Annotated in this window: 22 protein-coding genes; 14 read left to right on the forward strand and 8 right to left on the reverse strand. The window is 70.4% G+C overall.

Features of this window, described 5'->3' with window-relative positions:
• The first annotated feature begins 62 nt into the window (after nucleotides 1-62).
• Both AC0NH5_RS07500 and AC0NH5_RS07505 read left to right on the forward strand, forming a co-directional pair.
• Nucleotides 63-1,475, forward strand: coding sequence for a family 4 glycosyl hydrolase (locus tag AC0NH5_RS07500; protein ID WP_474401262.1), 1,413 nt, complete (start codon nucleotides 63-65; stop codon nucleotides 1,473-1,475).
• 348 nt (nucleotides 1,476-1,823) lie between these two features.
• Complete coding sequence (locus AC0NH5_RS07505) at nucleotides 1,824-2,120, forward strand: putative quinol monooxygenase (protein ID WP_474401263.1); 297 nt, start codon at nucleotides 1,824-1,826, stop codon at nucleotides 2,118-2,120.
• A 185-nt stretch (nucleotides 2,121-2,305) separates the two neighbouring features.
• Here the strand turns inward: AC0NH5_RS07505 and AC0NH5_RS07510 are convergent, their stop codons facing one another.
• Nucleotides 2,306-3,514 (reverse strand): PucR family transcriptional regulator, encoded by a 1,209-nt coding sequence (locus AC0NH5_RS07510; protein WP_474401265.1) that lies wholly within the window; start codon nucleotides 3,512-3,514, stop codon nucleotides 2,306-2,308.
• 75 nt (nucleotides 3,515-3,589) lie between these two features.
• Between AC0NH5_RS07510 and AC0NH5_RS07515 the strand changes: the two genes are divergently transcribed.
• From AC0NH5_RS07515 to AC0NH5_RS07550, 8 genes are all read left to right on the forward strand, one after another.
• A complete protein-coding gene (locus AC0NH5_RS07515) occupies nucleotides 3,590-4,702 on the forward strand; it encodes a ferredoxin reductase (protein WP_474401267.1) in 1,113 nt (370 codons plus the stop codon).
• Nucleotides 4,703-4,788: 86 nt separating this feature from the next.
• Entirely contained in the window at nucleotides 4,789-5,973 is a 1,185-nt protein-coding gene (locus tag AC0NH5_RS07520) for a fatty acid desaturase family protein (RefSeq protein ID WP_474401268.1), read from the forward strand.
• Nucleotides 5,974-6,051: 78 nt separating this feature from the next.
• Nucleotides 6,052-6,750: a YqeB family protein gene (locus tag AC0NH5_RS07525; RefSeq protein WP_474401270.1), complete on the forward strand. Its 699-nt coding sequence runs from the start codon at nucleotides 6,052-6,054 to the stop codon at nucleotides 6,748-6,750.
• Nucleotides 6,751-6,755: 5 nt separating this feature from the next.
• Nucleotides 6,756-7,916 (forward strand): sensor histidine kinase, encoded by a 1,161-nt coding sequence (locus tag AC0NH5_RS07530; RefSeq protein ID WP_474401271.1) that lies wholly within the window; start codon nucleotides 6,756-6,758, stop codon nucleotides 7,914-7,916.
• Between the two features lie 28 nt (nucleotides 7,917-7,944).
• Nucleotides 7,945-8,619, forward strand: a complete 675-nt coding sequence (locus AC0NH5_RS07535; RefSeq protein ID WP_474401273.1) for a response regulator — start codon at nucleotides 7,945-7,947, stop codon at nucleotides 8,617-8,619.
• 117 nt (nucleotides 8,620-8,736) lie between these two features.
• Nucleotides 8,737-9,720: a methionine ABC transporter ATP-binding protein gene (locus AC0NH5_RS07540; RefSeq protein ID WP_474401275.1), complete on the forward strand. Its 984-nt coding sequence runs from the start codon at nucleotides 8,737-8,739 to the stop codon at nucleotides 9,718-9,720.
• Nucleotides 9,717-10,373, forward strand: a complete 657-nt coding sequence (locus tag AC0NH5_RS07545) for a methionine ABC transporter permease (protein ID WP_474401277.1) — start codon at nucleotides 9,717-9,719, stop codon at nucleotides 10,371-10,373. Before AC0NH5_RS07540 ends, AC0NH5_RS07545 begins: the two co-directional genes overlap by 4 nt.
• 76 nt (nucleotides 10,374-10,449) lie before the next feature.
• Complete coding sequence (locus AC0NH5_RS07550) at nucleotides 10,450-11,268, forward strand: MetQ/NlpA family ABC transporter substrate-binding protein (RefSeq protein ID WP_474401279.1); 819 nt, start codon at nucleotides 10,450-10,452, stop codon at nucleotides 11,266-11,268.
• Nucleotides 11,269-11,335: 67 nt separating this feature from the next.
• Here the strand turns inward: AC0NH5_RS07550 and AC0NH5_RS07555 are convergent, their stop codons facing one another.
• Nucleotides 11,336-12,073 carry a lytic polysaccharide monooxygenase gene (locus tag AC0NH5_RS07555; protein WP_474401281.1) on the reverse strand — a complete coding sequence of 246 codons (738 nt, stop codon included), beginning with the start codon at nucleotides 12,071-12,073 and terminating at the stop codon, nucleotides 11,336-11,338.
• 244 nt (nucleotides 12,074-12,317) lie between these two features.
• Between AC0NH5_RS07555 and AC0NH5_RS07560 the strand changes: the two genes are divergently transcribed.
• The gene (locus tag AC0NH5_RS07560) at nucleotides 12,318-13,886 is read left to right on the forward strand and encodes a beta-1,3-glucanase family protein (RefSeq protein WP_474401404.1); all 1,569 of its coding nucleotides are present in this window, start codon (nucleotides 12,318-12,320) and stop codon (nucleotides 13,884-13,886) included.
• A gap of 140 nt (nucleotides 13,887-14,026) precedes the next feature.
• On the opposite strand, the gene ald is transcribed toward AC0NH5_RS07560, so the two are convergent.
• Nucleotides 14,027-15,142 carry an alanine dehydrogenase gene (ald, locus tag AC0NH5_RS07565; RefSeq protein ID WP_474401283.1) on the reverse strand — a complete coding sequence of 372 codons (1,116 nt, stop codon included), beginning with the start codon at nucleotides 15,140-15,142 and terminating at the stop codon, nucleotides 14,027-14,029.
• 129 nt (nucleotides 15,143-15,271) lie between these two features.
• On the opposite strand from ald, the gene AC0NH5_RS07570 reads away from it, so the two are divergent.
• Entirely contained in the window at nucleotides 15,272-15,739 is a 468-nt protein-coding gene (locus tag AC0NH5_RS07570; protein ID WP_474401285.1) for an Lrp/AsnC family transcriptional regulator, read from the forward strand.
• A 52-nt stretch (nucleotides 15,740-15,791) separates the two neighbouring features.
• Nucleotides 15,792-17,030, forward strand: a complete 1,239-nt coding sequence (locus AC0NH5_RS07575; protein ID WP_474401287.1) for an endonuclease/exonuclease/phosphatase family protein — start codon at nucleotides 15,792-15,794, stop codon at nucleotides 17,028-17,030.
• A 52-nt stretch (nucleotides 17,031-17,082) separates the two neighbouring features.
• On the opposite strand, the gene AC0NH5_RS07580 is transcribed toward AC0NH5_RS07575, so the two are convergent.
• Genes AC0NH5_RS07580 through AC0NH5_RS07600 form a run of 5 tightly spaced genes read right to left on the reverse strand, consistent with a single transcriptional unit; the run spans nucleotide 17,083 to nucleotide 21,863 of the window.
• Complete coding sequence (locus AC0NH5_RS07580; RefSeq protein ID WP_474401289.1) at nucleotides 17,083-17,694, reverse strand: hypothetical protein; 612 nt, start codon at nucleotides 17,692-17,694, stop codon at nucleotides 17,083-17,085.
• Nucleotides 17,695-17,696: 2 nt separating this feature from the next.
• On the reverse strand, nucleotides 17,697-18,533 hold the full coding sequence (locus AC0NH5_RS07585; protein WP_474401291.1) for a carbohydrate ABC transporter permease: 837 nt from the start codon (nucleotides 18,531-18,533) through the stop codon (nucleotides 17,697-17,699).
• The gene (locus tag AC0NH5_RS07590) at nucleotides 18,533-19,522 is read right to left on the reverse strand and encodes a carbohydrate ABC transporter permease (protein WP_474401293.1); all 990 of its coding nucleotides are present in this window, start codon (nucleotides 19,520-19,522) and stop codon (nucleotides 18,533-18,535) included. The genes AC0NH5_RS07585 and AC0NH5_RS07590 overlap by 1 nt, the downstream gene beginning before the upstream one ends.
• The gene (locus AC0NH5_RS07595) at nucleotides 19,519-20,829 is read right to left on the reverse strand and encodes an ABC transporter substrate-binding protein (RefSeq protein ID WP_474401295.1); all 1,311 of its coding nucleotides are present in this window, start codon (nucleotides 20,827-20,829) and stop codon (nucleotides 19,519-19,521) included. The genes AC0NH5_RS07590 and AC0NH5_RS07595 overlap by 4 nt, the downstream gene beginning before the upstream one ends.
• Before the next feature lie 8 nt (nucleotides 20,830-20,837).
• Nucleotides 20,838-21,863 carry a LacI family DNA-binding transcriptional regulator gene (locus tag AC0NH5_RS07600; protein ID WP_474401296.1) on the reverse strand — a complete coding sequence of 342 codons (1,026 nt, stop codon included), beginning with the start codon at nucleotides 21,861-21,863 and terminating at the stop codon, nucleotides 20,838-20,840.
• 213 nt (nucleotides 21,864-22,076) lie between these two features.
• Here AC0NH5_RS07600 and AC0NH5_RS07605 point away from each other — a divergent pair, with 213 nt between their 5' ends.
• Nucleotides 22,077-23,411: a Gfo/Idh/MocA family protein gene (locus tag AC0NH5_RS07605; RefSeq protein ID WP_474401298.1), complete on the forward strand. Its 1,335-nt coding sequence runs from the start codon at nucleotides 22,077-22,079 to the stop codon at nucleotides 23,409-23,411.
• Nucleotides 23,412-23,418: the final 7 nt, after the last annotated feature.

Below are 23,418 nucleotides of genomic sequence, written 5' to 3' on the forward strand. Positions count from 1 at the left end.
CGCGGGGTCCGACGTGGGGCGCCTGGTCCGGTGGGCCGGCCTGGATTCGAAGTGGGGATGAAGTGCGGTTGACGATTCTGGGTGGGGGCGGGTTCCGGGTGCCGCTCGTTCATCGGGCGCTGCTGGCGGATCGCCGGCGGACCGGCATCACCGAAGTGGTCCTGCACGACGTCGACCGGGAGCGGCTCGACGCCGTCGCGTCGGTGCTCGCCGCCCAGGCCCGGGGAGTGCCCGACGCACCCGAGGTGCGCGCCACCACCGATCTCGACACCGCGGTGACCGGCGCTTCCTTCGTGTTCTGCGCGATCCGGGTGGGCGGCCTGCGCGGCCGGGTGGTCGACGAACGGGTCGCCCTCGACGCCGGAGTGCTGGGGCAGGAGACCGTCGGCGCCGGCGGGATCGCTTACGGCCTGCGTACCGTGCCGGTGGCCCAGCACATCGCCGAACGCATCGCCCGTCTGGCGCCCGCCGCCTGGACCATCAACTTCACCAACCCCGCCGGCCTGGTGACCGAGGCGATGGCCGCCCGCCTCGGCGACCGCGTGATCGGCATCTGCGACTCCCCGGCCGGCCTCGTCGACCGGGTCCTGCGCGCGCTCGACGTGGACGCCGCCGGGGTGCACGTCGACTACGCCGGGCTCAACCACCTCGGATGGCTCTACGGCGTCCGCCCGCTCAGCCCCACCGTCGCGGGCCCCAACGCCGGACCTGCTGCCGCCTACCCCGCCACCGGCACGGACCCGACCGTCCAGCGGGACCTGCTTCCCGCCCTGCTGGCGGACAAGGCCAGGCTGGAGGCCCTCGAAGAGGGCCGCCTCTTCGGCGCCGATCGTCTCCGCGAACTCGGTGCGGTGCCCAACGAATACCTGCACTACTACTACGACCCGGCCGGCACCCTGGCCGCCGTCCGGGACGCTCCCCGGACCCGGGGCGCCTTCCTGCTCGAACAACAGAACCGGTGCTACGCGGACATCCGCGCCTCCGGCCGGGACCCCCTCGATGCCTGGCTCGACGCCTGGCGCGAGCGGGAGGCCACCTACATGGCCGAGAACCGTGAACTCGCCGGCGCGGGCGAACGCGAACACGACGAGTCCCGCCCCGCCGGCTACGAGGGAGTCGCCCTCGCCGTCATGCGCGCGCTCGCCCACGACGAGCCCGCCACCCTCATCCTCAACGTCCGTAACCGCGGCACCCTCGGCGTGCTCGACGACGAGGCGATCATCGAGGTGCCGTGCACGGTGGACGCCCGCGGCGCCACCCCGCACCCGGTCGCGCCGCTGCCCGCCCACGGCGTGGACCTGGTCCGGGCGGTCAAGACGGCCGATCGAGGCGTGATCGAGGCCGTCGCCACGGGTTCCCGCTCCGCCGCCGTACGAGCCATGGCCGCCCATCCGCTCGTCGCCTCCGAGGTGACGGCCACTCGCCTGATCGACGCCTACCGAGCCGAACTCACCGAGCTCGCCTACCTGCGCTGACCAGCACGCCACCCGGACCGCACCAGCTGGAGGAGGGCGCCGTCGAGGTGTCCGGCCGGGGATGTCCGCGCCGCCCCGGCCATGCCCTCCTGCTCGCGGCGCCGGGCCGGGGCCGTTCGCGCCGCCCCGGCCATGCCCTATTGCTCGCGGCGCCGTGCCGTGGCCGTTCGCGCAGTTCCGGCCATGCCCTATTGCTCGCGCCCCCGTGCCGGGACCGTTCGCGCCGCCCCGACCTCGCCGGACCGCCGCAACCGGACTGTCCGCGTCGCCGAAAAGTGTCGTACCCCCGTGGCAGTCTGATCCCGCAGACGGCGGAGGGGGAACGTTGTGTTCGGCTATCTCGGCTCGATGAGAGCCAAGTCAGGCCACCGTGACGAGGTCGTGGCGATCCTGGTGAGCGGCGCCGGCGGGTTGCGAGCCGCCGGGTGCCATCTCTATGTGGTCGGTGTGTCCGAGGCCGACGACCAGACGATCTGGGTCAGCGAGGTGTGGGAGAGCAAGGAGCACCACGCCGCCTCCTTGCAGCTGCCCGCGACGAGGGAGGCGATCGCCACGGCCATGCCGATGCTGACCGGCGAGTTCACCAGCCACGAGGTGTCGGTCGTCGGCGGCCTCGGCGTCCCGCCTTCGACGGCGCATGGCTGACGACGGCGCATGGCGGACGACGGCGCATGGCGGACGACGGCGCATGGCGGACGACGGCGCATGGCGGACAACGGCGCATGGCGGACGACAGCGCATGGCGGACGACAGTGCATGGCTGACGAGAGCGCATGGCGGACGACGGCGCATGGCCGACCACAGCGCATGGCTGAGCCGGCGCCGGTCGGCTAACCCTCAGGGAGCGGGAGCGAGGTCTCCGGGAGCGCGAGCGCGATGGTCAGCGCCAGCACCCACTCCGGATCTTTGAGCTTCTCGCCGTAAAGCTCGCGCAGGCGCGCCATGCGATAGCGGACAGTCTGGGGGTGCACGAAGAGCTCGGCGGCGATGTCCTCGCGGCGCCCGTGGTGCAACAGCCAGCTGCGCAGGGTCTCGACGAGTTTCGCGGCGGCCGCACCCCGTTCGCCGGCGAGGGGGGCCAGCGCCCGGGCCCGGAGGTCGGCCAGCGCGCTGGGGTCGGCGGAGACGACCACCTCGGCCAGGTGGTCCTCGGTGTCGACGACGGCGCCGGCGGCCGGGGGGCAGAGCCGGTGGACGCGGATCACCCGGTCCAGGGAGCTTTTGGCCTCCAGCCAGGGTCGGGCGGGCCCGATGGTGGCGCTGCTGCCGGCGAACAACCGGGCCAGGTGGCCTCTGCTGGCGCCCTGGGGGTCGGGGACCAGCAGCACCGTCATGCCGGGCAGGTCGGGGACGGCGTCGGCCATCTGCAGGGTGCGCGGGTCGAGGAGGTCGATCGCCCAGCGGGCGCCGCGTTCCGGCAGCATGACAGCGGTGAGGGTCTGCGGGGGCGTCCACTCGGCCTGCTCGGCGGCGGCCAGCAGGACGTGCGGGGGTTCGCCGGTGACGAGGGCCTGGGCCAGTTCCCGCAGGTGCCGCAGGCGGGTGCGGCCGGAGGCGGCCAGTTCGTCGGCGTGGCCGGCGACGCTCGCGGCGGAGAGTTCGTCGATGTAGGCGAAGACCAGTTCGGCGAAGTCGGCGATGGTGGCGGCCGGCTGTCCGGTGCCGACGCTGATCGCGGCGAGTTCCCGCCAGGCGACGCGGGCGCCGACCCGGTAGGCGGCGAGCAGGGCGTCCAGGCTGCGGCCCGAGCGGGCCTCGCCGCGGCCCAGGGCGTACGCGGCTTCGAGTGCCGAGGCGAGCGGGGTGCCCGGGTCGGCGCCGGGGCGGGACACCAGGTTGAGGAAGGTGCCGAGAGCGGCCCGCACCGCCTTTTCGATCTTGTGTCCCAGTTCGCCGGCGAAGGCTTCGGCGTACGCCGGGACCTCCATGGTGATCGCGGCGATCGTCTGGCCGGACACCTCGGGCAGACCGTGCCGAAGCGGATTCACGACTTCGGCCGGGAGGCGGTAGGAACGTACGTCTCCCAGGGGAGGTTTCACGGAAACTCCTCATCTTCGGCCCGATCTTTGTCCCCGTCGAACAATTATGCAGCTCCGGATTCACTTCTTCAGGTCATGCTTTCTTCCTTGCGAGGAAGGAGGCTTGGTCATGTGGCGGTTACCCAGCAATTGCGGAACGGCGCGTGGCGCGCCCTCGAGTTGATCACGACGCCGGTGGTTCCGGCCGACTACCTCGACGTCATCGCGCCGCTGCGCAACCCGACTGTGCTGCGTGCGCGGGTCGAGGCGGTCCGCCCGGAGACCGACAACGCGGTCACGCTGGTGCTGCGCCCCGGGCGCAACTGGCAGCCGCACCAGCCGGGGCAGTACATCCGGCTCGGCGTGGACGTCGACGGTGTCCGGCTGTGGCGGGCCTATTCGGTGTCCAGCGCCGCGGGCCGCAAGGACGGCCGGTTCGCCGTGACCGTCAACGCGGTCAAGGACGGCGTGGTCAGCGGCTATCTGCGGCGGCACGCCAAGCGCGGCATGATCGTCAACCTGGACCTGCCGGCCGGTGACTTCGTGCTGCCGGCCACCCGGCCGGCGAAGGCGCTCTTCGTGACCGCGGGCAGCGGCATCACCCCGGTGATGGGCATGCTGCGCAGCGCCGTGCACGAGCTGCCCGACGTGGTCGTGGTGCACTCCGCGCGCACCCCCGAGGACGTCGTGTTCGGCGCCGACCTGCGGGCGCTCGCGGCCGCCGGCAAGATCCGGCTGGTCGAGCGGCACACCCGCGCTGACGGGCGGCTCAAGCCGGACGAGCTGGCCACCCTCGTGCCCGATCTGGTCGAGCGCGAGACCTGGGCGTGCGGTCCCGGCGAGATGCTCGACGACCTGACCGCGCACTGGACCGATGCGGGCGTCGCCGAGCGCCTGCACGTGGAGCGGTTCCGGCCGACGGTGCTGGTCGCGGGCGACGGTGGCACGGTCACCTTCGAGCGCACCGGCACGGTGGCGGAGGTCGCGCCCGGCACGTCGATCCTGGAGGCCGGGGAGGCCGCGGGTCAGCTGATGAAATCCGGCTGCCGGATGGGTATCTGCTACAAGTGCGTGCTCCCGATGCGCGAGGGCATCGTCCGCGACCTGCGTGACGGGGCCATCACCACGGTGACCGAGGTGGACGGCGACAAGGTCATGATCCAGACCTGCATCTCGTCGGCCGCCGGTCCCTGCAAGTTCGACGCTTAGCCACGCGGCTTCGACGCCCGCTAGCGCGTGACACCCCTGACGACAACTGAACGACGCCCCAAGACACAGCAGAACTGAGGTACATCGTGACGACGCTGCAGCGCAAGGATGTCAACCCGATCGCCCACCTCACGCCCGAGGACATCGAGCAGCTCGGCCGGGAGCTCGACGCGATTCGCGACGAGGTGCTGGCCGTGCGCGGTGAGAAGGACGCCAGGTACATCCGCCGCATGATCACGGTGCAGCGCCGGCTCGAGCTGGGCAGCCGCGCCGTGCTGCTCTTCTCGCTCTTCCCGCCGGCGTGGGTGCTGGGCACCCTCGGCCTGTCCATCTCCAAGATCCTCGAGAACATGGAGATCGGGCACAACATCCTGCACGGCCAGTACGACTTCATGCGTGACCCGAAGATCCACTCGACCACCTGGGAGTGGGACTCGGTGTCACCGGCCGAGCAGTGGAAGCACTCGCACAACGAGCTGCACCACAAGTACACGAACGTGGTCGGCCGCGACAACGACCTCGGCTACGGCATCATGCGCGTCGACGAGCAGCAGCGCTGGGCGCCCGCGCACCTCGGCCAGCCGCTCTACAACTTCATCAACGCCTGCTTCTTCCAGTTCGGCATCGCCGCGTACGACCTGGAGCTGGGCCGCAACCTGAAGACCAAGAAGCGCCGCAACAACCCGGAGTTCCGGGCCCGTGCCCGCGAGGTGCTCCGCAAGATCCGCCGGCAGGTCACCCGCGACTACGTGGTGCACCCGGCGCTCGCCCTGCCGATCGGCCTGCTGTTCGGCAACCCGCTCGGCGCCTGGCTCGGCACTCTGTCCGCCAACGCGGTCGCCAACCTGGTCCGCAACCTGTGGAGCCACTCGGTGATCATGTGCGGTCACTTCCCGAAGGGTGTCGAGACCTTCGAGCGGACCTCGATCACCGGTGAGACGCGCGGCGAGTGGTACCTGCGGCAGATGCTCGGCTCGGCGAACATCAGCGGCAGCAAGCTGATGCACATCATGACCGGCAACCTGTCGCACCAGATCGAGCACCACCTCTTCCCCGACCTGCCGGCCAGCCGCTACGCGGAGGTCGCGCCGAAGGTGCGGGCGCTGTTCGAGAAATACGAGCTGAACTACGTGACCGGCCCGATGGTCCTGCAGGTGGCGTCGGCCTGGGCGAAGGTGTTCCGCCTGGCCCTGCCGAACCGCAAGCCCGCCAACGACATCGACCACTCGATCCCGCCGCGTTACCCCGCCGAGGTCAAGGTCGCCGCCTGACGGGCGTATACCAAAGTCGCTGACCCGGCTACCGGAGTCGTCTGGAGCACGCCACTGATCGCGCATAGCGTCAGTGGCGTGACCCATGGAGAACGTGAGCCGGTCGTCCTCACCCTCGCCGGCTTCGGGCGGGCGCTGGTGCTGGTCGGCCCGGCGGCTCTCGGCCTGCTGCTCGCGGTCGTCCTGCCGCCGATCGCGCGGTGGGCGACCGGCCTGCACATCCCGCTGCCGTTCGGCTTCGTGTGGCGGGCGGTCGCCGCCGTCGACGACTGGTGGATGCTGGCCGTGCAGGCCGCGATCCTGGCCGGACTCGGCGTGCTGGCCACCGTCGAGATTCTCCGCCGTACCGCCCGGATCACCATCGCCAACGATCAGGTGCGCCTGGATCTCGGGGACGAGCGCCGCACCCTGGCCCGCGCCGACATCGAGGCTCTCTATCTGGACGGTGACGCCCTGGTCGTGCTGGACCGGGAGTCGAAGCAGGCGTTCCGCGGCGAGCCGCGCGCGGAGAAGGCGGTCCTGGAGCGCGCGTTCCGCGACTTCGGGTACCCGTGGCGCGACGCCGACCCGTTCGCCGGCCTCTATCAGCGCTGGGATCCGGACGGCGGCCGGCTGCCGCCCGCTGTCGAGGCGTTGCTCGCGGCCCGCGCCGTCGCGCTGCGCAAGAAGGCCGGCAAGGAGGCCGCCGAGCTGCGGGAGGCGTTGCAGAAGCTCGGGTACGCGGTCCGCGACGACGACAGCGACAGCCAGTCGTGGCGACCGCTGGTCGAAACGTGACCGGGGTGCGCAGGAGCCGGTTCCGGGACGCTGTCCGTTACCGGGCCGTCGACGTCGCCGCGATCCTCACCTCGTGGTTCTGCTCGCTGCTGCTGGTCGGTGACGCCGAGTCGGTCGGCCGGATCAGCGCCGGCGAGACGCCGTTCTTCTTGCTGCTCGGCTGCCTGGCGGCGGTGCCGATCTGGTGGCGCCGCAGCCACCCGCTCGCCATGTCGCTGCTCGTCCTCCCGGCCGCCCTGCTCACCGACGCCGGCGCCTATGCCGGCCTGGCCATCCTCTACACGCTGGTCACGCTGCGCCGGGGCCGCGTGATCGCTGTCGTGGTGCTGTTGAACATGCTGACGGCGGTCGGTTACGCCTGGACGCGCCCGAGCCCGGAGATGCCGCTGCTCGGCGAGATGCTGCTGACCGCGGCCCTGCTGGCGGCGACGGTCGCGGTGGGTGTCGCGGTCCGCTCCCGCCGGGAGCTGATCGTCTCGCTGCGCGACCGGGCCACCCGCGCCGAGGACGAGGCCCGGCTGCGCGCCGACCGGCTGCGTTCGCTGGAGCGCGAGCGGATCGCCCGCGAGATGCACGACGCGCTGGCGCACCGGATCTCGATGGTCAGCCTGCACGCCGGCGCCCTGCAGATCCGGCCGGACCTGACCCCGGACGAGGTGGCCGAGGCCGCGGCGACCATCCGGGACAGCGCCCATCAGGCCCTGGAGGACCTGCGGGAGATCCTCGGCGTGCTGCGGGCGGACGGCGGCGACGGCCTGCGGCCGCAACCCGATCTGGACCAGCTGGGCGATCTGCTCGCGGACGCGAAAGCGGCGGGGGTACGGGTGACAGCGTCCAACCTGCTCGACGGCGCGACAGTCGGCCCGTCGCTCGGGCGCAGCGTCTACCGGCTGGTGCAGGAGGGTCTCACCAACGCGGGCAAGCACGCGCCGGGCGTACCCGTACATCTGCTGGTGGAGAAGACCGCCGAGGGTGAGTTGCATGTCGAGGTCTCCAATCCGTTGCCGGGCAGGCCGCCGCCCGGTGTGCCGGGTGCCGGGGCCGGGCTGGTCGGCCTGACCGAGCGGGTGGAGTTGCTCGGCGGGAGGCTGCGGCACGGGGTGCGCGCCGACCCGGACGCCGGGCTCGGATTCCGTCTGGAAGCGTGGCTGCCGTGGCCGAGTTGATCGGGATGTCGAAGGAAGCGTGGTTGCCGTGGCGGAGCTGATCCGGGTGCTGATCGCCGACGACGACCCGCTGGTCCGGGTCGGCCTGTCGATGGTGCTCGGCGCCGGGCCGGACCTGCAGCTGGTGGGGGAGGCGGGGGACGGTGCCGAGGCGGTCGAGGCGGCCCGGCGCCTGCACCCGGACGTGGTGCTGATGGACATCCGGATGCCGCGGATGGATGGTCTGGCGGCCACCGCCGAGCTGCGCCGCGCCGGGCCGCGGCCGGCGATCGTGGTGCTGACCACTTTCGACACCGACGAGCATCTGCTCGGGGCGTTGCGGCTCGGCGCCAACGGCTTCCTGCTCAAGGACATCGCGCCGACCGAGATCCTGACGGCGGTGCGCCGGGCCGCGGCGGGCGAGTCCATCCTGGCGCCGTCGGTCGTGCCGCGGTTGATCGAGCACGCGGTGCGACGCTCACCGGACGCCGAGCAGGGCGGCCGGCCGGCGCGGGCGACAGCGGCACTGGACGGGCTCACCGAACGGGAGCGCGAGGTGGCCGAGGCGGTGGCGACCGGGCGGTCGAACGCGGAGATCGGCGTCCAGCTGCACATGAGCGTCCCGACCGTGAAGGCGTACGTCTCGCGGTTGCTCGACAAGCTCGACTGCGCCAATCGGGTGCAGGTCGCGATCCTCGTCCATGAAGCGGGCAGGGACGCGTGAGGGTCGTTACATCCGGTGGCCGCCGACCGCGCCGGGAGATACCGTTGGCCCGATGCAAAGCCTATCTTTTGAGTAGGCATTGCGACGCTCGTCACAGTCGGCTACCAGGGTGTTCACGTGATCGAAATCAGCGGTCTTCGTAAGACGTACCGCTCGCGCAAGGGCGCCGTCCAGGCCGTCGACGGTGTCGACCTGACCGTCGGCGAGGGCGAGGTCTACGGCGTCCTGGGGCGCAGCGGCGCGGGCAAGAGCACCCTGCTGCGCTGCGTCAACATGCTGGAGCGCCCGGACGCCGGAACGGTGACCGTCGGCGGGGTCGAGCTGACGTCGCTGGGCCGCAAGCAGCTGCGCCTGGCCCGGCACGGGATCGGGATGATCCACCAGCACTTCGCTCTGCTGTCGTCGCGGACCGTCGCCGGCAACGTGGCGTTCGCGCTGGAGGTCACCGGCACCCCGCGGGCCGCGCGCCGGGCCCGGGTCGAGGAGCTGCTCGACCTCGTCGGGCTGACGGATCGCGCGGATGCGTACCCCGCTCAGCTCTCCGGCGGCCAGAAGCAGCGGGTGGGCATCGCCCGGGCGCTCGCCGCCCGGCCGAAGGTGCTGCTCTCCGACGAGGCGACCTCGGCGCTGGACCCGGAGACCACCGAGTCGATCCTGCGGCTGCTGCTCGACCTGAACAAGCGGCTCGGGCTCACCATCCTGCTGATCACCCACGAGATGACCGTGGTGAAGCGGATCTGCACGTCGGCCGCGGTGATGCGGGACGGCCGGCTCGTCGAGTCCGGCCCGGTCGCCGAGCTGCTGCGCACCCCCGGCTCGGAGCTGGCCCGCGACCTGTTCCCGCTGGACGCGCCGGTGGCCGTCCCGGACGCCACGGTCGTGGACGTCACGGTCAGCGGCGACGACGCCGACTCGCCCATCATCACCGAGCTGGCCCGGCGGTTCGACATCGACGTGCGCATCCTCGGCGGCTCGGTGGAGACTCTGGCCACCACCCGTGCCGGGCGCTGGCGGCTGGCGCTGCCCGGCGCCGCCGGCGACAACGACAAGGCGCTCGACTTCTTGCGCGAGCGCGGTGCACAGGTGGGGGCGGCGCAGTGACCTGGTCCGAAGTTCTCGAGCTGCTCGGCCCCGGACTGCAGGAGACGCTCTGGATGGTCGGTGTGGCGTCGTTGCTGACCGCGCTCGGCGGCCTGCCGATCGGGGTCCTGTTCGTGCTCACCGAGGCCGGCGGCCTGATGCCGTTCGCGCCGGTCAACCGGGTCCTCGGCGTGATCGTGAACATCGGCCGCTCGATCCCGTACCTGATCCTGATGGTCGCGATCATCCCGTTCACCCGGCTCGTCGTGGGCACCAGCATCGGTACCGACGCGGCGATCGTGCCGCTCACCGTCGGCGCCATCCCGTTCTTCGCCCGCATCGTCGAGACCGCGCTGCGGGAGGTGCCGTCCGACGTGCTCGGCGCCGCCACCGCGATGGGCGCCAGTCGCCGCGAGATCGTCGGCAAGGTGCTGCTGCGGGAGGCACGACCGGGCCTGATCGCCGGATTCACGGTCACCGTGATCGCGATCGTCGGCTACTCCGCCATGGCCGGCACCGTCGGAGGCGGGGGCCTCGGCGCGCTCGCCGTGATCTACGGGTACCAGCGGTTCGAGGGCAAGGTCATGCTCGCCACCGTGGTCCTGCTGGTGATCCTCGTCCAGCTCATCCAGATGGCGGGCGACCTGCTCGCCCGCCGGCTCTCGCACCGGTAGCCGCCGCCCACCCCGACTGTCCCGCCCGTCCGTCAGTATTCCCACCTCTCCCATCGAAATGAAAGGTTCAGCGATCATGCGCCGCCGCTCACTCGCCGCTGTTCTGGCCTGCGCCACCCTCGTCCTGGGGCTGGCCGCGTGCGGCTCCTCCGACGAGTCGTCGTCGGCCTCGGACACCCTCAAGGTCGGGGTCAGCCCGGTCCCGCACGGGGAGATCCTCAAGTACGTGTCGGACAACCTGGCCGCCGCCGAGGGCCTGAAGCTGGAGATCGTCGAGTTCGACGACTACATCCAGCCGAACGTCGCGCTGCAGGAGAAGCAGCTCGACGCCAACTACTTCCAGCACATCCCGTACCTGGAGGAAGAGGTCGCGTCGAAGGGCTACAAGTTCAAGGCCTTGGCGCCGGTGCACATCGAGCCGCTCGGCGTCTACTCCAAGACGGTCAAGAACATCGCCGACGTGCCGGCCGGTGGCGTCGTGGGCATCCCGAACGACCCGTCGAACTCGGGCCGGGCGCTGAACCTGCTCGCCACCAACGGCCTGATCACGCTGAAGGACGGCGTCGGCGTCAAGGCGACCACCGCGGACATCGCGACCAACCCGAAGAACCTCGACATCAAGGCGCTCGACGCGGCCCAGCTGCCGCGGAGCCTGGAGGACACCGCGATCTCGGTGATCAACGGGAATTACGCGATCGAGACCGGGCTCAAGCCGGCGGCCGACTCGCTGGCGCTGGAGAAGGGTGCGGACAACCCGTACGCGAACCTGGTCGTGGTGCGCTCCGGCGACGAGGCCGACGCCCGGGTGGTCAAGCTGGAGAAGCTGCTGCACTCCGCCGAGGTGAAGAAGTTCATCGAGGACAAGTACCAGGGCTCCGTCCTCGCCGCCTTCTGAGCGGCAGATTCCTGCGTGGGGACTTCGGGCTCGTATCGAGCCTGAAGTCCCCACGCCGGCTTGGGGGTCAGCCGGCCTTGGCGGCGGCGAGGGTGGTGCCCATGGCCGAGGAGCAGGCGCCCTGGTCGGCCCAGACGTCGGCGGCGCCGGGCGTCTCGCCCTGCGTCCACCACTTGGCCCGGTAGATCCGGCCGTTGTGCGACACGGTGTTGCCGTTCACGTAGACCGCGCTGGAGCTCCACGCCGCGGTCCCGGAGCAGCCGGTCGGCGGCGGCGGGTTGGTCGGGCCGCCACCGCTGCCGCCGACGTTCACGTCGATGCAGGAGTAGAAGGCGTTCGCGGTGTCGGAGATGGTCCAGATGGCGAGGATCTTCTGCCGGCCGGAGAAGCCGCTCAGGTTGATCGTGTGCGACAGGGTGGCGGGCGGCTGCTGGTTGTTGCCGCTGAACGACGCCACCCGGGTGCCGCCGATGAAGTACTCCCAGCCGGCGGTGGCGTGCCGGGCGGTGTTGATCCAGGTCAACGTCAGCGAGGTGCCGACGTTCGTGGCCGGCCAGCCCTTGCTGTCGTCGTTGAGCTCGGCGAACTGGGCGTTGTTGCCGTGACAGTTGCGCAGGTTCTTCGGGCCCTCGACGCTCTGCGGCTCGTACTTGATCTGACCGCAGGCGACCCGGTTCTGCGCGCAGAGAGCCTGCCGGCTCGGCGGATTGGAGACGTATCCGTGTGCGGAGGCGGGAGAGGCCACCAGGAGCGAGCCGGCGGCGCCCAAGAGGGCGACGGCTAACGTGGCGATCAACTTGCGCATGTCACTCCTCCAACGATGAACATCGATTGATGGCTGTGACAGAAATATAAAGCAAGCTTTCCTAACAGAAAAGACCCGTGTGTGAAGTTCGGGCTCGATCCGAGCCCGAACTTCACACGCGGGGGAGCATCTATTGACAAACGTTGTTAACAAGTACGACCGTGTGAGAGCGCTCTCTCAGCGTCCTCACTAGCGGAAAGAGGTATCCCTCGTGCGTTTCCTGCGCACCCTCGCCGCGCTGGCCATGACCATCCCGGTCGCGGTCGCGGTCTCCCCGCCGACGGCACAGGCCGTCGGCCCGGCCATCCTGCCGGTCACCGTCACCAACAACTCCGGCCGTGGCGAAGCAGTCCACCTGTACGTCATCGGTGTCCAGCTCTCCTCCGGCCGCCTCGGGTACGTCAACCAGGCAGGCACCTTCACCGCGTGGAGCGGCGGCGCGAACCCACCGGTGCCCGCCCCCGACGTGTCCATCCCCGGCGCCGGCAACGGCGGCAGCACCCAGCTCAACTTCCCGCGCGGCTTCTCCGGCCGCGTCTACATGTCCCTGGGCGAGAAACTCAAGTTCTTCCTCACCCCCGACGGCCTGGTCCAGCCCGCGCCGTGGGCGGCCGGCGACGCGAACGCCAACATCCTGTTCGACTGGAGCGAGTTCACCTACAACGACGCCGGTCTGTGGCTGAACAGCTCGCAGGTCGACATGTTCGCCATCCCGCACGCGGTCACCGTCACCGGCGCGAGCGGTCAGACCAAGCGCACCGGCGACGTGGTCGCCAACGGGCGGGACAACGTCATCAACACGCTGCGCACCACGGCGGGCTGGCAGAACACGGTCCGCACCCGTTCCGACGGCACGGTGCTGCGGGTCCTCGCTCCCGGCAAGGCGGCCGGCGCCGGTCTGATGAGCGCGAACTACCTCGACCCGTACATCGCCTCGGCATGGAACGCCTACACCACCAAGACCCTGACCGTGGTGCCCTTCGGCGACCGGCCCGACGTGCGGTACTTCGGCCGGACCACGGGCACCGTCATGAACTTCACCGACGCGGCGGGCAACCGGGTGGCCTCGTTCAACCGGCCGTCGTCGGCCAGCGTCTGGGGCTGCGACGGTGACCTGCCGGCCCCCAACGACCAGGTGGTCGGCCCCATCTCGCGGACGCTGTGCGCCGCCCTCAACCGGGGCACGCTCGGCACCATCGACACCCAGCCGAGCCTCAACGCCAACGACTTCTACAAGAGCAACCCGACCAACGTGTACGGCAAGGTGATCCACCAGAACATGGCGGACGGCAAGGCGTACGCGTTCGCCTTCGACGACGTCGGCGCCTTCGAGTCGCTGGTCCACGACGGTGACCCGCGCTCGGCCGGCATCATCCTCTCGCCGTTCACCGGCGGCGGCGGGCCCACCAACCCCGGCAACCCGGGCACCGGGGCGACCTCGCTGATCAGCGGTCTGAGCAACAAGTGCATCGACGTGCCGAACGCCAACTTCGCCGACGGCGTCCAGCTGCAGATGTGGACCTGCAACAACACCAACGCCCAGAAGTTCACCTTCACCGGCGGGACGCTGCAGAGCCAGAACAACAAGTGCGTGGACGTGGCCTGGGGCTCCACCGCCAACGGCGCGATCATCCAGCTGGCCGGCTGCAGCGGCAACGCGGCGCAGCAGTGGGTCCACCAGAGCAACGGCACGCTGCGCAACCCGCAGTCCGGCCGGTGCATCGACATCGACGCGTGGAACCCGAACGACGGGGCGAAGCTGCTTCAGTGGGATTGTCACGGCGGCGCGAACCAGACGTTCCGCCGGGGCTGAGCTCGCGAGCGGAGCGGTTTTGGCGGGGACGGCCCACTCCGGGCGGTCAGGCTTGATCCCTGCGTGAGCTCAGTGTGTGAACTTCGGGTGCGTATCGCACCCGAAGTTCACACACTGGCGGCTGGCTGACGGAGCTGGGGTCAGGCCAGGACGGTGGTGATGGGCTCGGTGGGGAGGCCGAGGGCGGTGCCGACCGAGTCGTTGGTGAGGGTGCCGGCGTGCGTGTTGAGGCCGAGCGCCAGGGCCGGGTCGGCGTGCAGCGCGTCGCGCCAGCCGAGGTCGGCCAGCCGCAGCGCGTACGGCAGGGTGGCGTTGGTGAGGGCGTACGTCGAGGTGTTGGGCACCGCGCCGGGCATGTTGGCGACGCAGTAGAAGACCGACTCGTGCACGCGGTACACCGGATCCTGGTGCGTGGTGGGCCGCGAGTCCTCGAAGCACCCGCCCTGATCGATGGCGATGTCGACCAGCACCGAGCCGGGCTTCATCCGCTTCACCAGGTCGTTGCTGACCAGGGTGGGCGCCTTCGCACCGGGCACCAGCACGGCGCCGATCACCATGTCGGCCTCCAGGGCCGACTGCTCGATGGTGTACGCGTTCGAGACCAGCGTCTTGACCCGCCCGTTGAACTGGGCGTCGATCTGCCGCAGGCGGGGCAGGCTGAGGTCGAGGACGGTGACGTCGGCGCCGAGGCCGAGGGCGATCGTCGCGGCGTTGACGCCGGACACGCCGCCGCCGATCACGGTCACCCGGGCCGGCGCCACGCCGGGCACGCCGCCCGGCAGCACGCCGCGTCCGCCGCTGTTGCGCATCAGGCTGTACGCGCCGACCTGCGGGGCCAGCCGGCCGGCGACCTCGGACATCGGGGCCAGCAGCGGCAGCGAACCGTCCGCGAGCTGCACCGTCTCGTACGCGATCGCGGTCGTCCCGCTGCCGAGCAGGGCCTTGGTGCCCTCGATGTCGGCGGCGAGGTGCAGATAGGTGAACAGCACCTGGCCGGCGCGGAGGCGGTGGTACTCCTCGGCGATCGGCTCCTTGACCTTGAGGATCATGTCGGCCGCGTCCCACACCGCGTCGGCGCCGCCGAGGATCCGGGCGCCGGCCGCCACGTAGTCCTCGTCGGTGATCGCCGAGCCGGTTCCGGCGCCGGCCTGCACGACCACCTCGTGACCGTGGCGCACCGCCTCGACCACGCCGGCCGGGGTGATGGCAACCCGGTACTCGTGGTTCTTGACCTCTGCCGGCACACCGATGCGCATGGGACTTTCCTTTCGACCGCGTCGTCTGTGGCGATAGGGTGAAACGATGTGCAGGATTCGGGCAAGACGAGCGAACGACATTCTGTTCGTAACGCCGTGCGCGCAGATCGTGCGGTCGCGGCGGCCGGAATGACGGATCTTCCGAAGGATCTTCGAGGGCTCGACCAGGTCGATCTGGAATTGCTCAGCCTGCTGCGCGCCGACGGCCGGATGCCGAACAACGCCCTCGCCGACCGGGTCGGCATCGCACCGTCCACCTGCCTGACCCGGGTGCGGCGGCTGCGCGAGATCGGCGCGATCCGCGGGTTCCACGCCGACGTCGACCCGGCCTGGATCGGCCGGCCGATCCAGGCGATGATCGCGGTGCGGATCCGGTCGGACGCGCGCGACGCGATCGGAAAGTTCGCCGAGTCGCTGGCCGGCATCCCCGCCGTCCGCGACGTGTACTTCGTGTCGGGTTCCTACGACTTCCTGCTGCACGTGGCGGCCGCCGACGTGGACGACCTGCGGTCGGTGATCACCGAGCGGCTCAGCGGGACGCGGCTGATCGCCGGGACCGAGACTTACCTGATCTTCGAGCACCGCAGGGGCGGATGAAGCCTCGATGAACACCATTGCGTGCCGGGTGACCCTCCAGTAGGGAGAGATCATGAAGCGAATTCTCGCGGCCGCGCTCGGCGCGGCGGCACTGGCAGCGACGATCGGTTCGGCGCCGGCGAGCGCCGGCGGCAGACACCATGAGGTACGGTTCGCGACCTACAACCTGTCACTGAACCGGCCGGCCCAGGGGCTGCTCCGCGAGCACCTGGCGAACCCGGCGGTCGACGACGTGTACCGGCGGCAGGCGCGCAACGTCGCCGAGGTGATCCAGCGGGCCGCGCCGGACGTCGTGCTGATCAACGAGTTCGACTTCGACCCGGAAGCGGCGCGGCTGTTCGCGGAGAACTTCCTGGCCGTGCCGCAGAACGGGGCGAAGGCGCAGCGGTACCCGTACCGGTACGTGGCGCCGTCGAACACCGGGATCTCCACCGGCTTCGACCTGAACAACAACGGGGTCACCGACACCACACCCGGCGACCAGGGGTACGGCGACGACTCGTTCGGCTTCGGCTGGTTCCCCGGGCAGTACGGGATGGTCGTCTACTCGAAGTACCCGATCGACCGGTCGTCGGTCCGCACGTTCCAGCTCTTCAAGTGGAAGGACATGCCGGGCAACCTGCTGCCCACCGACTTCTACTCACCCGAGGAGCAGGCAGTCCTGCGGCTGTCGTCGAAGAGCCACTGGGACGTGCCGGTCAAGGTCGGCCGCGAGACCGTGCACTTCCTGGTCTCGCACCCGACGCCGCCCACCTTCGACGGGCCGGAGGACCGCAACGGGCGCCGCAACCACGACGAGATCCGGTTCTGGGCGGATTACGTGGCGCCGGGCCGGGCGCGTTACGTCTATGACGACCGGGGGCGCCGCGGCGGCCTGCGGCCGGGGGCGGCGTTCGTGATCGCCGGCGACCAGAACGCGGACCCGTTCGACGGCGACTCCTACGACGACGCGATCCGGCAGCTCACCGAGCACCCGCTCATCAACGCGCGGACCGCGCCGGCCAGTGCCGGTGGCGCCGAGGCGGCCACGCTGCAGGGCGGGGCGAACCTGGCGCACGAGGGGGACCCTCGCAACGATACGGCGGACTTCGCCGACACGGCGCCGGGCAACCTGCGGGCGGACTATGTGCTGCCGCGCAAGGGTCTGCGGGTGGTGCGCAACGGTGTGTTCTGGCCGGTCCGGGCGGATCCGCTGTCCCGGCTCACCGGGGTCTACGACCCGGCGTGGTCGGCGGTCGGCGGTTACCCGACCTCGGACCACCGGCTCGTCTGGAGCGACCTGCGCCTCTGAGTGACCGAGGCCCACGAGAGCGGCCGGCCCGGACACCGGGCCGGCCGTGCTCTCATCGGGCCGCCGGCGCCAGCCGGTCGGTGATCACGTGGGCGGCGAACAGCTGAAAGCCGATCACCAGCGGGATCGTGGCCGGCACGGTGAGCGCCAGGAAGAACGCGATCACCCCGGCGAGCGCGGGGGCGACGGCCGTCCACGGCCGGCTGGTCGTCTGCCCCCAGGCCCAGCGGGCGGCGTCGCGCAGCGAACCGGCGGCGTCGCGGCCGATCGCGACGACCGTCAGCGTGGCGAAGCCGCCGAGCCAGACCGTCACCGCGGCGGTGGCGGTGAACAGCACCGGGCCGCCCGGGACCAGGCCCCGGCTGATCGCCATCAGGTCCACCAGCAGCACCACCGCGACCAGCAGCACCGGGATCCCGGGCAGAAGGTGGCGGCGGTACAGGCGCAGCAACGGCCGTACCGGCGCCAGGTCTCCCTCGCGACAGCGATGACGGACCGCGACCGACCCGGCGGCCAGCGCCGCCGGCGCGGTGAGCACCGGCAGCGCCGCGATGGTGACCAGCACGCCGATCAGCGCGAGGTCGGCGGCCAGCGCGAGCCGTTCCCGCCAGTCGTGGCGGACGGCCGGCGCCTCCTCGCGTGGCCAGTTCGGCTCGGCCGCCACGGTCATCCCTTCAGGCCCGTCGTGTTGATGCCCTCGACGAGCATCCGCTGGAAGGCCACGAAGAACAGGAAGACCGGCGCCAGCGAGAGCACCGACATCGCGAACATCGGGCCCACCGCGGACTGGCCGGACGAGTCGATGAACATGGTCAGGGCCACCGGCGCGGTGTACTTCTCCAGATCGGACAAGAAGATCAGCTGGCGGAAGAAGTCGTTCCAGGTCCAGATGAACGAGAAGATAGCGGTGGAGACCAGGGCCGGCCGGCTCAGCGGCAGGATGACGTGGCGGAACACGCCGAAGGCCGTACACCCGTCGATCTTCGCGGCGTCGTCCAGCTCGCGCGGCACGCCGCGCATGAACTGGACCATCAGGAAGATGAAGAACGCCTCGGTGGCCAGCAGCTGCGGGACGAGCAGCGGCAGGTACGGGAAGTCGCCGCCGACCCAGCCGAAGGTCTTGAACATCACGAACTGCGGCACGATCAGCACGTGGCCGGGGAGCAGCAGCGTGCCGATCATGATGGCGAACCAGAAGCCGCGCAGCTTGAACCGCAGACGGGCGAAGGCGTACGCGGCGAGCAGGCACGAGATGCAGTTGGCGACCACGGTGAGTCCCGCGACCAGCGCGCTGTTCAGGAAGAACCGCCCGAACGGCACGTCGAAGTAGGACCAGCCGTCGGTGAAGTTGCCCGGGGTGAACACCTCCGGGAACACCGACATGTTGTTCAGGACCTCCTGCGGCGCCTTGAACGAGCTGCCGAGCATCCAGACCAGCGGGTACAGCACGATCGCGGTCAGCAGGAGCAGCACGAGAGGCCGCGACAACCTGCGCAGGGCCATCAGTCGTCTCCGTCCGAGTAGTGCACCCAGAACTTGCCGGTACGGAAGATGACCACCGTGAGAAGGCCGATGGTGAGCAGGAAGACCCAGGCCATCGCGGAGGCGTAGCCCATCTGGTACTCGGTGAAGCCCTTGATGTAGAGGTGCAGCGTGTACATCAGCGTCGAGTCCACCGGCCCGCCGGTGCCGTTGCTGAGCACGAACGCCGAGGTGAAGCCCTGGAACCCGTTGATGGTCTCGAGCACCAGGTTGAAGAAGATCACCGGAGACAGGATCGGCAGCGTGACGCTGAAGAACTTGCGGATCGGGCCCGCGCCGTCCACCGAGGCCGCCTCGTACAGCTCGGTGGGCACCTGCTTCAGGCCGGCCAGGAAGATCACCATCGGGGCGCCGAACTGCCACACCGCCAGCAGGATCAGCGTGCCGAGCGCGAAGTCGGGGTCGTTGACCCAGGCCTTGCCCTCGATGCCGAACCAGGCCAGGAACGAGTTGAACGCGCCGTCCCGGTTGAACATGTTGACCCAGACGATGGCCAGGGCCACGCTGCCGCCCAGCAGCGACGGCAGGTAGAACAGGCCCCGGAACAGCCCGGCGCCGCGGAACGAGCGGTTCAGCAACAACGCCACAGCCAGCGCGGCGCCCAGCTTCAGCGGGGTGGCCACCAGCGCGAACGTGAGGGTCACCCGGACCGCGTGCCAGAAGGACGGGTCCTCGGTGAACATCTGGCGATAGTTGTCGAACCCGATCCACTCCATCGACTCCCAGTCGCTCAGGACGTCGTAGTTGGTGAAGCTCAGGTAGAGCGACATCAGCATCGGGATCGCGGTGATCGCCGCGAATCCGAGCAGCCAGGGGGAGAGGAAGACGTAACCGGCGATCCCGTCGTTCTCGTTGCGCCGGCGGGGCCGGCCCCGCCGCCCGGAGGCGGCGGGACCGGCCGGCGGCCGATTCGGGGAGGGCCGGGTGGTGGTGACGGCCACTGGACTCACCGGCTGATCGCGGCCTGGCTGGCGGCGAGGAACTGCTCGGCGGCCTCGGCCGGGGTGGCGCGGCCGTACTGGGCCTCCTCCGCGGCCTTGATGAGCTCGGAGCGGACCGTGCTGTGGCCCTTCGGCGGCACGGTCGGCGCCGGACCGAACTTCGCCTGCATCTCGTCCTCGAACGCGATCGACTGCTTCATCGACGGGTTGTCGGTGGAGGCAGCGACCGACTTACGGATGTCCAGGTTGGACGGCAGGCCACGGTCGGTGCCGAGGATCGCGCCGGCCTCCGGGTCGTTCGCCAGGAAGTTGAGCACGTCCACCGCGATGTCCTTGTGCTCGGTGCCACGGAACACCGACAGGTACATCGAGGCGCGCGGCCACTGGGCGCTCGGGTCGCCCGGGTACGCCACGACGCCCAGCTCGTCCTTGGTGTTCTTCTGCAGCTCGGGCATCTGGTTGGCCCACACCCAGGAGGTGAGCGCCTTGTTGGTCACCACCAGCTGCTTGGTGATGTCGGTGGCGTTGCCCTCGTGGATGATGTCGGCGGTCGGCGTGGCCTTGGCGTCGCGGGCGCCCTTCCACAGCTCGAACCAGGCCTGCGCGTCCTCCTTGGTGAAACCGAGCTGGCCGTTCGCGTACAGGTCCTTGCCGTTCTGGCGCAGCCAGACCCAGAAGGCCTTGTAGTCGGCGCTGGGGTCCATGGTGCCGGCGACCTTGGCGGCCGGGCCCGCGGCCTTCGCCCAGTTGATGTGCTCTTCCCAGGTCATCCCGGTGGTCGGCAGCGGCTGCTTGGCGGCCTCCAGCTTGGTCTTGTTGTAGACCAGGCCCTGCGTGTTCTCGCCCATGGCCATGCCGGCCAGCTTGCCGTCTACGACGCCGTACTTCCACAGGCCCTCGGGGAACTTGGTCAGGTCGAGCTTGCCGGAGTTCTGGTACTCCGTCAGGTCGAGCGTGACGTTGCGCGTCGCGTACTCGGAGAGGAAGTTGTCGTCGATCTGGAAGATGTCCGGCGCGTCGTCGCCGGCGGTCAGCGTGGCGAGCTTGTCGAAGTAGCCCTGGTTGGCCTGCCAGGTCTTCTTGAACGTGACGTTCGGGTTCTTCGCGGTGTAGAGGTCGAGCGCCTTCTCGGTGAGCTCGGCGCGGGCCTCGCCACCCCACCAGAAGAAGCTCAGCTCGACCTTGCCGTCGTCGCCGCCGGCCTCCTCGCCGTCACCACAGGCGCCGAGCGCCAGGGGAAGGGCGAGCATGCCGGCGACGAGGCCGCTCAGCAGGCGGCGTCGGGTGGGGCGGGGAAAGGACATGGGTGCGGTCATGCTTGTCGTCACTCCTTGACGGTTGCGGCTACCTCAGCGGTGGTCGCGGCGGCCGGGGTGTACGGCCCGGGGCCGGTGGAGTTGCGAATGATCAAGTCGGTCCGGAGGGTGATCTGGCCGGTGGCCCCGTCGTCGCCCTGCTGCAGCAGCATGTCGACGGCGGCGCGCCCGGCCGTGGCAGTCGGGTTCGCCACGGTGGTGAGCTTCGGGCGGACCAGATTGCTGTACGCGATGTCGTCGATGCCGACGACGCTGACCTGCCCGGGCACCGCGATGTCGCGGTCCTGCAACGCCTGGAGCAGGCCGATGGCCATCAGGTCGTTGTAGGCCAGCACCGCGGTGGCGCCGGTGGCGAGAACCGCCTCGGCGGCCGCGGCGCCGGCCTCCTCGACCGGCTGGTGCGGGCCGAGGACGGTCAGATCCGCGCCGGCCGCGCGTGCGGTGGCTCCCGCGGCCCGGCGGATCTCCCGGTTGGTCCACGAGCCACGCGGGCCGCCCAGGTAGACCAGGTGCCGGTGGCCCAGGTCGAGCAGGTGCAGGATGGCCTGGCGGGCGCCGTGCCCCACATCCATGACCACGGCCGGCAAGCCGGTGATCATGCGGTTGACGACGACCAGCGGCACCTCGCGGCGCAGTTGTTCTATCTGGTCGTCACTCATCCGCGGGCTGCAGAGCAGAATCCCGTCGACCTGCTTGGCCAGGGCCTGGACCAGGTCGAACTCGACGATCGGGTCCTCGTCGGTGTCGGCGACGAAGACGTGGTAGTCGCGCCGCCGGGCGTGGGTCTCGGCCGCCTTGATCAAGGGCGGGAAGAAGGGGTTGGCGATGTCGGCCACGATCAGGCCGATGTTGTGGGTGCGTCCGGTGATCAATGCCCGGGCCGCCCGGTTGGGGCGGTAACCGAGCTGCTCCGCGGTGGCCAGCACCCGGGACCGGGTCTCGGGGTTGACCAGGTGCGGCGCCGAGAAGGTGCGCGACACCGTGGAGATGTGCACTCCGGACGCCCTTGCGACGTCCCGGATCGTCACGGCCACGGTGCCTCCCTGACTTGCGGATGTGACCCGGATCTCTCCGGTGGAGCCATTAATGCAAACGGTTGCTGCCGTGTCAACGCCCTTCGATATCGATCTTGTTGCCTGCGGATTGCCTACTGCGGATAAAAATGGACATACCTGGACTGTCCATTGACTTGCGTCTCGCTCTGATCCCTAATCTGTTGCAAACGTTTGCCGAATGGAGGCGACGGAATGTCGTTGTCACCCCGCCGCCGGTATGCCCTCGTGGGCGCCGGCGCCCGGGCCGGTCTGTTCCTCCGGGCCCTCACCACCGATCACGCCGATGTGGCCGAGCTGGTGGCCCTGGCCGACACGAACCCGGCACGACCGGCCGTCCACAATGCCCGTCTCGCCGCCCTCGGCGCCTCGCCCGTCCCGGTCTACGACGCCGCGGACTTCACCGAGATGCTGAAGCGCGAACGGGTGGACGTCGCCCTGGTCACGACCGTCGACCGATATCACGATCAGTACGTCGCGGCGGCCCTGGAAGCCGGCTGCGACGCCATCACCGAGAAGCCGATGACCGTGGACGTGGCCGGCTGCCGGCGCATCCTGGAGGCCGAGCGCCGCGCACCCGGGCGGTCGGTGAAGGTGACCTTCAACTACCGCTACAACCCGCTGCACGAGGCGGTGAAGCGGATCCTGCTCGACGGCGAGATCGGCGAGGTCGGCTCGGTGCACTTCGAGTGGCTGCTCGACGTGCGCCACGGCGCCGACTACTTCCGGCGCTGGCACCGCGACAAGGCCAACTCCGGCGGCCTGCTGGTGCACAAGGCGAGCCACCACTTCGACCTGGTGAACTGGTGGCTCGACGACGAGCCCGAGCAGGTGTTCGCGGCCGGGCGGCTGTTCTTCTACGGCGAGCAGGGCCACCGGCACGGGTACGCCCGCGACTATCAGCGCGCACACGGCGCCGCCGCGGCCGAGGGCGACCCGTTCGCGCTGCGGCTCGCCGACGAGCCGGGGCTGCGCGAGCTCTACCTGGACGCCGAGCAGCACGACGGCTACCACCGCGACCAGAACGTGTTCGGCGGTGGCGTGACCATCGAGGACGACATGGCGGTGCTGGTCCGGTACGCCCGGGGCGCCTCGATGAGCTACCACCTCACGGCGTACGCGCCGTGGGAGGGCTACCGCGTCATGGTCAACGGCAGCAAGGGCCGCCTGGAACTGGAAGTGGTGGAGAGCGACCACGTGGCCCCGGCCGCGGCCGCCGGCGTCAAGGGCGAGCCGGGTGCGGAGTCCACCGCCGAGCAGGGCTTCAAACGCCTTCTGGTACGGCCGTACTGGGCGCCGCCCCGGGAGGTGCACGTCGAGGGGCTCAGCCGCGGCGGGCACGGCGGCGCGGACGTGCGGATGCTCAGCGATCTCATCCGCCCAGAGGTTACGGTCGATCCGTTGGGGCGTTCGGCCGGCGCCGTGGACGGGGCACGAGCCCTGCTCACCGGCCTGGCCGGCAACGAGTCCCTGGCGACCCGCGAGGCCGTCCGCGTCACCGACCTTCTCGACCTGTCCAACCCCCGCTAGGAGCCCC

This window comes from Actinoplanes sp. 13 (genome assembly GCF_056134165.1).